The 13,900-nt window shown below is 38.6% G+C and carries 10 protein-coding genes; all 10 read left to right on the forward strand.

The window, feature by feature from the left end:
• Position 1: 1 nt before the first annotated feature.
• The 10 genes from PP182_RS14280 (at position 2) to PP182_RS14325 (ending at position 13,896) form a co-directional block, all read left to right on the forward strand.
• On the forward strand, positions 2–457 hold the full coding sequence (locus PP182_RS14280; protein WP_272651946.1) for a Fur family transcriptional regulator: 456 nt from the start codon (positions 2–4) through the stop codon (positions 455–457).
• Positions 458–476: 19 nt separating this feature from the next.
• Complete coding sequence (locus tag PP182_RS14285; protein ID WP_272651947.1) at positions 477–1,748, forward strand: adenylosuccinate synthase; 1,272 nt, start codon at positions 477–479, stop codon at positions 1,746–1,748.
• A gap of 108 nt (positions 1,749–1,856) precedes the next feature.
• Positions 1,857–2,645 (forward strand): 3-keto-disaccharide hydrolase, encoded by a 789-nt coding sequence (locus PP182_RS14290; RefSeq protein WP_272651948.1) that lies wholly within the window; start codon positions 1,857–1,859, stop codon positions 2,643–2,645.
• Between the two features lie 9 nt (positions 2,646–2,654).
• Complete coding sequence (locus tag PP182_RS14295) at positions 2,655–4,115, forward strand: Gfo/Idh/MocA family protein (RefSeq protein ID WP_272651949.1); 1,461 nt, start codon at positions 2,655–2,657, stop codon at positions 4,113–4,115.
• 84 nt (positions 4,116–4,199) lie between these two features.
• Positions 4,200–7,355, forward strand: coding sequence for a PVC-type heme-binding CxxCH protein (locus tag PP182_RS14300; protein ID WP_272651950.1), 3,156 nt, complete (start codon positions 4,200–4,202; stop codon positions 7,353–7,355).
• Positions 7,356–7,426: 71 nt separating this feature from the next.
• Positions 7,427–8,416, forward strand: coding sequence for a ThuA domain-containing protein (locus PP182_RS14305; RefSeq protein WP_272651951.1), 990 nt, complete (start codon positions 7,427–7,429; stop codon positions 8,414–8,416).
• 165 nt (positions 8,417–8,581) lie between these two features.
• Positions 8,582–10,267: an OstA-like protein gene (locus tag PP182_RS14310; protein WP_442915270.1), complete on the forward strand. Its 1,686-nt coding sequence runs from the start codon at positions 8,582–8,584 to the stop codon at positions 10,265–10,267.
• 13 nt (positions 10,268–10,280) lie between these two features.
• The gene (locus tag PP182_RS14315; RefSeq protein ID WP_272651952.1) at positions 10,281–11,456 is read left to right on the forward strand and encodes an aspartate aminotransferase family protein; all 1,176 of its coding nucleotides are present in this window, start codon (positions 10,281–10,283) and stop codon (positions 11,454–11,456) included.
• Between the two features lie 102 nt (positions 11,457–11,558).
• Positions 11,559–12,962 (forward strand): tetratricopeptide repeat protein, encoded by a 1,404-nt coding sequence (locus tag PP182_RS14320; RefSeq protein ID WP_272651953.1) that lies wholly within the window; start codon positions 11,559–11,561, stop codon positions 12,960–12,962.
• Positions 12,963–12,981: 19 nt separating this feature from the next.
• The gene (locus tag PP182_RS14325; protein WP_272651954.1) at positions 12,982–13,896 is read left to right on the forward strand and encodes a DUF368 domain-containing protein; all 915 of its coding nucleotides are present in this window, start codon (positions 12,982–12,984) and stop codon (positions 13,894–13,896) included.
• Positions 13,897–13,900 lie beyond the last annotated feature (4 nt).

Raw genomic sequence — 13,900 nt, forward strand, 5'->3', positions numbered from 1 at the left:
TATGACTTCTGATAAAAATCAGGAAATAGTAAAAAATGTCTTCACCTCCTTTTTGGAGGATAACGGACATAGAAAAACCCCCGAGCGTTACGCAATCCTTCAGGAGATTTATGAAAGTGAAGAGCACTTTGATATTGAATCGCTCTACATAAAAATGAAAAACAAAAATTATCGTGTTAGTCGTGCTACACTATACAATACGATAGAACTTTTGTTGGATTGTAAATTGGTGCGCAAGCATCAATTCGGAAAAAATCAGGCGCAATATGAAAAGTCATATTTCGATCGTCAGCATGATCATGTTATCCTTACGGATACCGGTGAAGTGATGGAGTTTTGTGACCCTCGAATACAATCAATCAAAAAAACAATAGAAGAAGTCTTCGATATTAAAATCAATACACATTCGCTCTATTTTTATGGAGTAAAAAATAATTCAGATAATACAAATAACTAACCAAGCAAGTTTTTTTTAGATGGCAGTAGATTTATTGTTGGGCCTACAATGGGGTGACGAAGGAAAAGGTAAAATTGTTGATGTACTCACAAAAAATTATGATATAATAGCCCGTTTTCAAGGTGGGCCAAATGCAGGGCATACCTTGGAATTTGATGGAATAAAACACGTACTACATACGATTCCATCGGGGATTTTCCATAAAAACGCCCTAAATGTAGTGGGGAACGGTGTGGTTATAGATCCGGTAATATTTAAAAAGGAAATAGACAACTTAAAAAAGTTTGATTTGGACATCAAGTCCATTTTATTAATTTCTAGAAAAGCACATCTCATACTTCCAACGCATCGCCTGTTGGATGCCGCATCCGAAGCCTCAAAAGGAAAAGCAAAAATTGGTTCCACCTTAAAGGGTATAGGACCAACCTATATGGACAAAACTGGTAGGAACGGCATGCGCGTAGGTGATTTGGAGTTGGACGACTGGAAAGAAAAATATAGAAGTTTGGCCAATAAACATGAGGCCATGATCAACTTTTATGATGTGGACATTCAATACGACCTGGCCGAACTGGAGGCTGATTTCTTTAAGGCCGTTAAGGAGCTGAAAGAATTAACTTTTATCGATAGCGAAGAATACATCTACCAAGCCCAAAAGGCTGGAAAGAAAATACTGGCAGAGGGTGCTCAAGGTTCTTTATTGGACATTGATTTCGGGACTTATCCTTATGTAACTTCTTCCAATACTACAGCGGCTGGTGCTTGTACCGGCTTGGGCGTTGCACCTAACCAAATAGGAGATGTTAAAGGTATCTTCAAGGCTTATACTACTAGAGTAGGTAGCGGACCATTTCCAACCGAACTCTTCGATGAAGTTGGTGAAACTATGGGCCGAGTAGGTAACGAATTCGGAGCTACAACGGGAAGGCCTAGAAGATGTGGATGGTTGGATTTAGTTGCACTTAAATATGCAGTCCAAATAAACGGGGTGACCGAATTAATGATGATGAAGGGTGATGTTTTAAGTGGGTTCGATAAATTAAAGGTATGTACAGCCTATAATTATAAAGGAAAAAAAATTGAACATTTACCTTTTAATATTGAAGCTGAAAATGTCACTCCTATCTATACAGAAATGGATGGATGGGCAGAAGACCTAACAAAAATGAGCAAGGAAGATCAATTCCCAAAAGCTTTGAATAATTATATAGAATTTTTGGAAAAAGAATTGGAAGTGCCAATAAAAATTGTCTCCGTGGGACCGGACAGAACCCAGACAATACATAGGTAAAAAAATAGAATTCATAAATTTTAGGATAGCGGTATTGGCAAAAGTCAGTATCGCTATTCTTTTTTTATTAAATTACCATTTAAACCAAAAAATCTACCATAATATAAAATGAAATATCTCAAATTTCTACCTATCCTTTTTTTACTTATTCAATCATGTAAGACAGAAAAAAAGGAAATTACAGATACCACAAAGGATGATAAAGAATTAAGCGATGAGTGGATTGTTTTATTCGACGGTAAAAGTACGGAAGGCTGGCGTGCCTATAACGGAGATAAATTACCTCCTGGTTGGATTGCGAAAGACGGGGCCTTGACTTTTGATACGGAACTGGGGCTGGAACAGGATTACACAGGCGGCAAAGATATTATTTACGGCGCTGAGGAATTTGAAAACTTTGAGCTGTACATTGAATGGAAAATACCCGAAGGAGGTAACAGTGGTATTTTTTATCATCTCAAAGAAGGCTATGATGCCCCCCCTGAAGTAGCTCCGGAGTATCAGCTCATAGATGATGAGAATTACGCTAAAATCCATGATTTGACCGCCTACAACAAAAGTTTGGGGTATACCGAAAAGCCGGAAGAATTAAAACCATTACAACAAACTGCTTCGGACTATGCCATGCATGCCGCCGATTCCAGTAAAAAAACGCTTCATCCCGTTGGGGAATGGAATACGTCCAAGATAGTTTTTACTCCAGAAAAAGTAGAGCATTGGTTAAATGGTGAAGTAGTACTGTCCTTTGTGCCCTGGTCCAAAGATTGGTACGAAAGAAAGAACTCTGACAAATGGAAGAATAGTGAGGACTATGGTAAATATAAGACTGGGTACATAGGCTTACAAGACCACTCCAGCCCAATCTGGTTCCGTAATATCAAAATCAAAAAACTTTAAACCAAACAAATGAAAAAAAGGGAATTTTTAAAAAAATCGGCCATACTTGCCTCGTCAACAGCTATCATGCCCTCTGTATTAATAGCTTGTAAGGAACAGCAACAAAAGTCAGAAGGACAACCAATATCAAAGTTGAGAACGGCACATATCGGTGTAGGTAATATGGGCGGTGAGGATTTAAGGGATATCTCCTCTCATGCCAAGGTTGAAGTAACAGCTTTATGTGATGTAGATGCCAATAACCTTGCGGCGGCAAAGGAATTGCATCCCAACGCAAAAACTTATACGGACTACAGGGTTATGCTAGAGGAAATCGGTGATGAGATTGATGCGGTTATTGTAAGCACACCAGACCATACCCACGCGCCTGCCTCCATAATGGCCATGAATATGAATAAGCCGGTTTACTGTCAAAAACCCTTAACTCATTATGTTTCAGAAGCAAGAGCCATGAAAAAATTGGCTGAAGACAAGGGCCTTGTAACACAAATGGGAATACAGGTTCATTCTTTTTACGACTATAAATTGGCCACTTTATTGATTCAATCCGGTATTATCGGCAAGGTTCATACGGTTCATGCGTGGTCACCTAAAAATTGGGGATATGATGGCCCTGAACCAGAAGGTTCGGATCCGGTTCCCGAATCCCTGGATTGGAACTTATGGCTTGGAACATCTGCCGAAAGACCTTATAAAGAAGGGATATACCATCCAGGTAATTGGCGAAAATTGGTAGATTATGGTTGTGGAACGCTTGGTGATATGGGTGTCCATATATTCGATACGCCATATAACGCGTTGGAACTTGATGTCCCGAGGACCATTAAAAATGAATGTAGAGAACCGAACGGTTTTGGATTTCCAGAAAAAAATATAGTCACCTATGAGTTTCCGGGCACAAAACATACGGCAGAATCTTTAAAATGGGTATGGTATGATGGACCCGGAGCACCAGAAATGCACGAAGATTTAAAGTTGCCTAATGTTGCTTCCTCCTCAGAAAATAATAAGGATGAGGATGGGGATACATCAATGGAGGATAAAATGTCATTGGACGCAAAAGTTGCCGATGAAGGGCAACTACCAGAACAAGGCGCGATGTTCGTCGGTGATAAAGGCCGACTCCTTTTACCACATTTTATGCAATTGCCTCAAAAAATAGTAGATGGTAAATATGTAGATATTTCAGAAGAAATAGCTCAGGTAGAGAAAGCAAATAATATGGGGGAACCCATTAGAGACTATGCATCTGAAGGACCAAAGCATTATCATCAGTTTGTGGATGCATGTTTAGGTGAAGCAGAAACTAGCGCTCCCTTCTCCTATGCCTCCAGACTTACGGAAACTATTCTATTAGGCGTAATAGCAGGTAGATTTCCAAACCAGACATTACACTGGGACAGTGAAAATGCTAAATTCGCCGAAGATGATGCCAATCAATATTTAGAGGGAGATTATAGAAATTTTTAAGGACACATCCATTCGGATCAAACAAAAAAGCCACTATGTAGTGGCTTTTTTATGTTTATATTTAAATACAATTTTATCCAATCAATGAATACAAGAAAGCAAAACCTATATCTACTATTTTTCTTTACAGTAATTATTTTTTTTACTTCCTGTGAAGGTAAAGAAGAGCCCCTGATAGAAATCGAACCAAATAGTAATATCGTTCTTATAGGTAACAATTTGGGATCGAGAATGCAAAATTTTGGTTTTTTTGAAACTGAAATGCAGTTGAGGTTTCCCAATGATTCCCTTAAAATTAGGAACATGTGTGATGGAGGGAATACCCCTGGATTTCGCCCCCATTCCGCCAGAAACGCACCATGGGCCTTCCCGGGAGCTGAGAAATTTCAAACCGAATTGGCAATAAACTCAGGGAGCGAAGGTTTTTTTCCTACCCCAGATGAATGGTTAACCCATTTAAAGGCAGATATCATTGTGGCCTTTTTTGGATATAACGAGTCATTTCAAGGTCCAGATGAACTTGAGAGTTTTAAAGAGGAATTAGAAACTTTTATTAATCATACTAAGAACCATAATTATAATGAAAGTAGCAGTCCTAGTTTAGTTTTAGTTTCCCCCATAGCTTTTGAAGATCTTTCTGACAAAATGGACCTTCCAAATGGTGTAGAAGAAAACAAGAACTTAAAATTATATGCCGAGGCTATGAAGCAAGTTTGCTTGGACAATCAAATTCCCTTTATTGATGTTTTTACTCCAACTATGGAATGGTTCAATGGTGATGACGACCTTACCATAGATGGTTCCCAGTTGAACGAAAGAGGATACAAAAAATTTGCGGAGTTCTTAGCTTATAATATCTCCGGTATCAAAACCGCAGGTAACACCTCAGAAAGAATGGCCATTAATAAATTGGTAAATGATAAAAACTTCTACTGGCATAATGACTACAAAATCCCGAACGGAGTTCATGCATATGGTAGAAGGTATGATCCTTTTGGACCGGACAATTATCCCTTTGAAGTACAAAAGGTAAGGGAAATGACCGCCATAAGGGATACCGCTATTTGGTCCAGGCTTCGAAATGATGAATTTGATATTGCAAAAGCGGATATCAAAACCACGGTACTTCCAGAAGTTGAAACGAATTACAACTTGGCAGATGAAGGTGAAATGATTACTTATAAATATGGGGAGGAAGCCGTAAATACCTTAGCCGTACCCGATGGATACAAGGTGGAATTGTTTGCATCCGAGAAAGAATTCCCTGACTTGGCCAACCCTGCCCAAATTTCTTTTGACAATAAAGGCAGGTTATGGGTTGCTACACTACCCTCCTACCCTCACTATAAGGTTGGTGACCCAAAACCTAACGATAAATTAATTATTCTGGAAGACACCGATAAAGATGGAAGAGCTGATAAACAAACAATATTCGCAGATAGTCTTCATTTACCCATAGGTTTTGAATTTGCCCCCGAGGGTGTTTATTTGAGCCAAGGCACTAACCTTAAACTATTAACCGATACCGATGGTGACGACAAAGTAGATAAGGTTGAAATCGTACTGAGCGGTTTCGATGACCATGATACGCACCATGCAATTTCTGCATTTTGTGCAGATCCTTCCGGTGCTTTTTATATGTCTGAAGGTATCTTTCTTCATACAAACGTGGAAACCTCATATGGACCCATTAGAGCTACAAATGGTGGATTTTACCGCTATAATCCCCAAAGAAAAAAATTGGAGCGTGCGTTACAAGTAAGCATTCCCAATCCTTGGGGCATTGCCTTTGATGAATGGGGCCAGGATTTCTTCCTTCATACTTCTGGCCCAACAGTAAACTGGATGATGCCAAGTACTTTAAAACCCATCTATGGTATTGCTTCTCCATTGACGGAAGACCTTATAGAGGAAGCCCACCAGGTAAGGCCAACTTCCGGATTGGAATTTATCTCCAGCAGTCACTTCCCAGATGAGGTTCAGGGCGATATGATTTTGGCCAACTCCATTGGCTTCTTGGGTATGAAACAACATCAGGTCCTAGAAGATGGAACGGGATATATAACAAAACATAGACAAGACCTAATCAGTAGTACGGACAATAACTTCAGACCTGTTGAAATGGAGTTCGCTCCAGATGGCTCGCTTTACCTTGTGGATTGGCATAATGTACTTATAGGACACATGCAGCATAACGCTAGAGACCCCCTAAGAGACCATGTTCATGGTAGAATATATAGAATAACTTATCCTTCAAGGCCACTAGTGGAACCGGCAAAAATTGACGGGGCTTCTATTGAACAACTCTTGGACAATTTAAAACTTCCTGAATACAGAACTAGATATAGAACGAGAAGGGAATTAAGAGCTAGGGACACCGAAGAGGTTCTCAACAAACTGCAAACTTGGATTACTAAATTAGACGTTGATGATGAAAACTATGAACATCATCGTCTTGAAGCTTTATGGGTAACTTGGGGTGTGAACAAGGTGGATAAAACTCTTTTGAAAGACTTACTACAATCCAAAGACCATCGAGTAAGAGCTGCATCCGTTCGAGTATTGAGATATATGGGGCATCAGCTTGATAATTCCTTAGAGTTGCTAAAGACAGCGGCCGCTGACGACCATGGAAGGGTTCGTCTGGAAGCGATTACCGCAGCATCTTGGCTACCAGAAAAAGAGGGTATTGAAGTATTGAATATTGCAGAGCGGCACCCATTGGATAGATGGATGAAAGATTCTTTCAAATTTGCCAAAAGTAGACTTACCGGCGACTTTTTGGCCAAAAACGACGAAGAAATCTTGATTACCACTTTGGAAGGTGAAGATTTGGAAGTGTTTGCCAAAGGGAAGAAAATTTATGAAACCGAAGGATATTGCATTACCTGCCATCAAGAAAGCGGTACTGGTCTGCAACAGGCTGGTTATCCAACATTGGTAAATCAAGAATGGGTTACCGGTGATGAAGAAAGATTAATCAAACTAGCCCTACATGGACTTTATGGTCCGATGGATGTAATGGGCAACCATTATGAAGGTCAAGTACCCATGATGCCCTTTAAAGGGCTTTTAAATGATGAAGAAGTAGCGGCCGTTTTAACCTATGTTAGAAATGCCTTTGGAAACAAAGCATCGGTTATTAAACCAAATATGGTCAACAAAGTAAGAGAATTGACAAAGAATAGAAACGACTTTTATACCCCAGATGAATTATTGAAAGAGCATCCTATGAAATAAGCCAAAATACTATTTCGTGTACTTGTAAAAAATCATATTTCAAATTAAAACTGAACCGTAATATCCACAATATGCTGAAAAAACCAATATTCAAAAGCTTGGTGTTAATTGCTACTATCATCTTATTTACCTCCTGTAAAGAAGAAAAAAAGCCAACGGTAGATACCATTGAAAAAACCGAGCGTAGACCACACATCGTATTTGTAACAGGAGACGAAGAATACCGATCTGAAGAATCTATGCCAATGTTGGCATCTATTGCGAAAAGAGAATTAAACGCTAAAGTCACGGTTTGCTATGCTTTGGATTCGTTAGGGATAATCGACCCGAATAGGATTGATCATATTTCCAATTTAGAAGCGCTAGAAAATGCCGATTTGATGGTTATTTTTACTAGATTCCGTCAACTTCCCAAAAAGGAACGGGATTACATTGCCAATTATGTGGAATCGGGTAAACCCATTGTAGGTTTCAGGACCGCTACACATGCGTTCAATTATGAAGACCCTTCTTTAGCCTACTGGAACAATGAATGGCCAACGAAGGTATTCGGCCAACAATGGATAACACATCATGGTCATTTTGACGATGGAAAATTTCCGGTAACCCAAATAACAAAAATAGATTCCAGCAGTGTTATATTAAATGGTTTTAAACCTTTTGAAGCTTATTCATGGTTGTATCACGTAGACGGGGGAGACTGGAAATTATATGGGGATTCCAAACCCATTCTTCAAGGACATTCATTAAAATCCCAACATCAAATGGACGGTAATCTAGATAAGTTCCCTTTGACAAATCCGGTAGCCTGGACCAAGAGTTATACTGCAGAAAGTGGAGGGAAATCCAGAGTGTTTTTCACTACTCTGGGGCACCCTTATGATTTTAAAATTCCGGAAGTAAGGAAGATAGCCATGAACGGTATCTTTTGGGCACTTGGAAAAGAAAAAGGAATTCCTGATAACGGCGTTAATGTGGAATTGAACACACCTTATGAGCCAAACAATTCAGGTTTTGGTGAAAAATATAAAAGGAACAGAAAGCCCCAACCTATTCTGTAAATTTTACCGGATTAGAATCAAAGATCATCTGAAAAATCAAAGATTTGATCTCGGGGCTTAACTCACGGCCATGAGATCTGAAGTAGCAAGGCTAAGGATTCCTAAAAGTATGCAAATAATATACCAGCCTACACTAAAAATCCTATTTTTGACAAAAATTTCATCTTGCGCTGTACTTCAATAGGAACTTTGTTCTTCTTTATAAGCTTTTCCATATTCTGTCAGGAGAATACCGAAGAACCTAAACAAATCAATATTGTTTACGGGGCAAATTTTACCAAAAACGAAACCGAATATCCTGGAGCATCTATATTTAGCAAGGATGAAAGACAGGTTCAATTTGAGCATCAAGGAGCCGACTTATGGTGTGATGTGGCCATTTATTTCCAAAGGGAAAACAGATTAGAGGCTATTGGAAATGTCTTGTTGAAACAGGGTGATTCTGTGGAGATGACAGCAAAAAAGATTAATTATCAGGGAGATGTGAAGCTAGCTAAGGCCTGGGGAGACGTAGTGCTAACTAATGCCGATATGACCCTAAAAACGGACACTTTACGTCTGGATAGAATTAACCAGGAGGCATATTACCAAGACAATGGAACCGTAATAGATTCCGCAAATACATTGACCAGTAAAATTGGTAGGTATTTTATGGAGTTAAAAAAATATCAGTTCTTGGATAGTGTCCATATAAAAAACCCGGAATATATTCTCGATTCCGAGCAGTTAGACTATTACACAACTTCTAAAAATGCATATATGTACGGGCCATCCACTATTGTCGGTGAAACCTACAAAATATATTGCGAAAGAGGATTCTACGATACAAAAGTGGAAAGTGGCTATGGTATCAAGAATACCAAAATAAACTATAATAATCGCATCGTTGAAGGCGATAGTGTCTACTTTAATAAGGCCAGGGAATTTGCATCCGCAACCAATAATATAACCGTTACGGATACCATAAACAATGGAGTAATACGAGCACATTATGCAGAGGTCCATAAAGCAAAAGATTCTGTTTTCGCCACAAAAAGAGCTGTTTCGATATTGGTTCAAGAACTAGATTCCCTCTACGTTCATGGAGATACATTAATGGTAACTGGTAAGCCGGAAGCAAGAATTACAAGGGCCTTTAGAAACGCCAAGTTTTACAAAAAGGACCTTAGTGGAAAGTGCGATTCTATTCATTCCGAAGAAAATACAGGAATTACGCAGTTGATTAAAAACCCTATTATCTGGAACGGGGCCAACCAGATGACTGGCGATAGTATTCATCTTATTTCTAACTTGGAGACGGAAAAACTTGATTCTTTAAAAGTCTTGGAAAATGCGTTCATTGTTTCATTGGACAGTATTAGCAAGACAGGTTATAACCAAGCAAAAGGAATTAACTTGTATGGACAGTTTATCGAAAACGAATTAAAAATTATAGACCTTGTTCAAAATACCGAGGTGGTCTATTATATGTATAATGACGACGATGAACTTATCGGAATAGATAAAACGGTATGTAGTTCTATTCGAATAACCATGGCGAACAACGATGTTGAAGACCTAACATTTTATACCAACCCGGACGGAACAATATATACCGAAGCCAATCTTCCCGAAAACAGCAGAATTCTAAAGGGATTTTTATGGCGCGGCGATGAGCGCATTCTTACCAAAGAAGACATATTTGACGAGGATGATAACAATATTGAACTGGTTACGATTAGAGGTATAGACAATCCCATAGATATTGATGCAGAAGAGGAAGAACGAAGTCAAAATGAAAATGACCCTGTAAATAATATTCCTAATAACAAGGTGACGGACCCAAGAAAAAAAAGTTCTTCCAAACAGTAAAAAATAGCCTTCGATGAAAGAGGACTTCCTCAAATATCAAGCTCAAACCTCTTTACACCCTTTAGGCATAGAAATTTCACATGCCAAAGGAAGTTATATTTATGACGTTCATGGAAATGCCCATTTAGACTTCGTTGCGGGCGTTTCAGCTTGTAGTCTTGGCCATTGTCACCCGAAAGTAGTCAATGCAATTCAACAGCAAACTTCCAAATATATGCATGTGATGGTCTATGGAGAATATGCCCAATCACCTGCTACGGAATATGTGAAATTATTACAACAAAACCTTCCTAAAAAACTAGAAGTAACCTATTTGGTAAATTCAGGTACGGAAGCCATTGAAGGTGCCATTAAATTGGCAAGAAGATTCACAGGAAGGTCTCAAATTATATCCGCACAAAAAGCGTATCATGGCAATACCATGGGGAGTCTAAGTCTTATGGACTACGAAGAACGTAAAGCTCCCTTTAGACCCTTACTCCCCGATGTTTACCATATTCGGTTCAATGCATCGGAAGATATCGATTTGATTACCGAAAAAACAGCCTGCGTAGTCTTGGAGACCATACAGGGTGGAGCGGGTTTTATCTTACCTGACGATGGTTACCTAGAGAAAATAAGTAAACGTTGTAAAGAGGTTGGAACATTGCTGGTATTGGATGAAATTCAGCCTGGCTTTGGACGCACTGGAAAATTATTCGCATTTGAGCATTTTAATTGTATACCTGATATATTGGTCATTGGTAAGGGTATGGCTTCGGGAATGCCCGTTGGAGCCTTTACATCAAGTCGAGAAATTATGAACACGCTCAGTGAGAATCCAAAAATGGGACATATCACGACTTTTGGCGGCAATCCAGTCATAGCAGCTGCCTGCCAAGCAACCCTAGAGGTTTTATTGGATTCCTCCGTTATTGAGGAAACCTTGAATAAAGAAAAACTACTCCGAAAACTATTAGTCCATTCAAAGATTAAAGAAATCCGAGGTCGCGGATTAATGTTGGCATTGATTATGGAAACCCCGGAATTTGCCAACCAACTTATACTAGAGGCGAAGAAGGATAATCTTATTTTATTTTGGCTTTTATATGAAACAAGGGCTGTTAGAATTTCCCCGCCACTTACCATCTCCATGGAAGAATTAGAAGAAGGGTGTAAGATAATTCTAGACATTTTGGATAGGCTATAACAATATGTTGTTAACTAATTTGTTAATAATATAGCGTGCAATCATTGAGTTTAGCCCTACAAAAGATTAATTTTAAATCCATAGTTTAACCAAAACGTTCCTATGGCGTTAGAATCTAACGAAAGACCTGACAAGCCCATTACCAAGTTTGAATCCATGCTGAGGACAGATGATGTCTACTTCTTTGATGCGGAGGATTTTGAAGATATTGTGCACCACTATCTTAATAACGGTAAAATTTCCCTGGCAAAAAAAGGAATTAAAATAGGATTGCAGCAACATCCAGGTTCTACGGAGCTTAAGTTATTACAGGTGGAGGTTATGGTTTTTGAAAATAACCTTGACTATGCCGAACGGTTATTGGATGAATTACAATTACTAGATGCCAATAACGAAGAAATATATATTCAACGTGCCAATATTTTTTCCAAACGGGATAACCACGAAGCAGCGGTAGCATTTCTTCACAAAGCCTTGGATTTAACTTCTAATTCCTTTGATATATATTCTTTGCTGGGCATGGAGTATCTTTTTATGGACGATTTTAAATTAGCCAAGGAAAGTTTTATGCGCTGTGTAGAATTCGACAATGAAGACTATTCCTCCCTTTACAACGTAGTTTATTGTTTTGAGTTTTTGGAGGACTACGATGGTGCCATCGTTTATTTAAACGAATACTTGGAAAGCAATCCATACTGTCAAGTGGCCTGGCATCAATTAGGAAAACAATACTCTGAAAAGGAAATGTTTCAAGAGGCACTAACGGCATTTGATTTTGCCGTTATTTCCGATGACAGTTTCATTGGTGCTTATTTTGAGAAGGGAAAAGTATTGGAGAAACTCGGGAAATATGAAGAAGCAATAGAAAATTATGAAACCACCATCACTATAGAAGATCCAACTTCACATGCCTTTTTAAGAATCGGTAAGTGCTATGAAAAGTTGAAGAACAGGGACATGGCAAAGTATTATTTTTATCAAACGGTCCATGAAGACCCTTTGCTCGATAAAGGTTGGTTGGCCATCACCAACTTTTATTATAATAACAAAAACTACGAAAAAGCCCTATACTACATAAATAAAGCGTTGAATATAGACGGTGAAAACCCGTTATATTGGAAGAAATGTGCCAATATTAATTATGCCTTGGAGAATTTTGACCAAGCAGATTTTGCGTATAAGCAAGTGGTCGATTTGGGGAATTATGAATTGGAAACTTGGCTTAAATGGGCAGATGTGGCACAAATTAACGGTGATACCATATCGGCTTTACAGATACTCGCACAAGGACGGGAATTCTATCCCAATAATTTAAAAATTATATATAAGTCAGTAGGGTTTCACCTAATTTTAAAAGACTTCATTAATGCAAGAATATGCATGTTAGACGCCTTAAAATTGGACAAAAAACACAAGCAATTACATCTTTTCAACAAACAATTCCCCCAATACTGCAATTCTGAATGGATTAATACTATTTTAGCCAACTACAAAAAGGCTTCTTGACGTTTTACTCCTAAGATTTATGGGAAATAGAAATTTTTTAGATTACATATTCATAACTCTTAAAGGAATGGCTATGGGTGCCGCCGATGTGGTACCGGGAGTATCTGGTGGAACCATTGCTTTTATCTCTGGAATTTACGAAGAACTCATCACCTCCATTAACAGTATTAATCTTGGGTTATTAAAAACTTGGAAAACCGAAGGTTTTATGTCCGTTTGGAAAGAGGTAAACGGTAATTTTTTACTTGCGCTGTTTGCCGGAATCTTTATCAGTCTATTTTCATTGGCCACGTTAGTTAGTTGGTTATTGGAAAATGAACCCGTTTTGCTTTGGTCTTTCTTCTTTGGCTTGGTTTTAGCCAGTGTTTTTTTTGTCGGAAAGGAAATAAAACGTTGGAATTTAGGCATCATAACTGCCCTGATATTGGGGGCTATTGTTGCCTTTTTTATTACCACACTACCCCCTAACGAAAATATAGAGAGTCTTCCTTTTTTGTTTCTTTCAGGGGCATTGGCGGTCTGTGCAATGATTTTACCAGGAATTTCCGGAGCGTTTATTTTAGTGCTTTTAGGATCCTATAAAACAATTTTGGATGCGGTTCACGAAAAAGATATTAAGATAATAATTACGGTAGGATTGGGTGCTGTTTTTGGTCTCTTGAGCTTCGCAAGACTGTTAAAGTGGATGTTTACTCATTATAAAAACATTACCCTAGCCATACTTACTGGGTTTATACTAGGTTCGCTTAATAAAATATGGCCATGGAAACGTATCTTGGAAACCAAGGTTTTTGGTGATAAAACAGTCATTATAGATACCAACACCTCCCCGTTTAACTACGATGGAAATCCCCAAATATTATATGCGATCATAGCCGCGTTCATAGGTTTTTCCCTTATTTTTATATTGGAAAAAACAGCTTCCAAAAAGTAAGTAA

The organism is Maribacter sp. PR1 (genome assembly GCF_028464145.1).
Lineage (GTDB): Bacteria > Bacteroidota > Bacteroidia > Flavobacteriales > Flavobacteriaceae > Maribacter.

Bases quoted from the DNA above. Each gene is read 5' to 3' on its own strand.
- PP182_RS14325 (WP_272651954.1), top strand. From the start codon at position 12,982: ATGGGAAATAGAAATTTTTTAGATTACATATTCATAACTCTTAAAGGA.
- PP182_RS14320 (WP_272651953.1), top strand. From the start codon at position 11,559: ATGGCGTTAGAATCTAACGAAAGACCTGACAAGCCCATTACCAAGTTT.
- PP182_RS14280 (WP_272651946.1), top strand. From the start codon at position 2: ATGACTTCTGATAAAAATCAGGAAATAGTAAAAAATGTCTTCACCTCC.
- PP182_RS14305 (WP_272651951.1), top strand. From the start codon at position 7,427: ATGCTGAAAAAACCAATATTCAAAAGCTTGGTGTTAATTGCTACTATC.
- PP182_RS14285 (WP_272651947.1), top strand. From the start codon at position 477: ATGGCAGTAGATTTATTGTTGGGCCTACAATGGGGTGACGAAGGAAAA.
- PP182_RS14295 (WP_272651949.1), top strand. From the start codon at position 2,655: ATGAAAAAAAGGGAATTTTTAAAAAAATCGGCCATACTTGCCTCGTCA.
- PP182_RS14300 (WP_272651950.1), top strand. From the start codon at position 4,200: ATGAATACAAGAAAGCAAAACCTATATCTACTATTTTTCTTTACAGTA.
- PP182_RS14290 (WP_272651948.1), top strand. From the start codon at position 1,857: ATGAAATATCTCAAATTTCTACCTATCCTTTTTTTACTTATTCAATCA.
- PP182_RS14315 (WP_272651952.1), top strand. From the start codon at position 10,281: ATGAAAGAGGACTTCCTCAAATATCAAGCTCAAACCTCTTTACACCCT.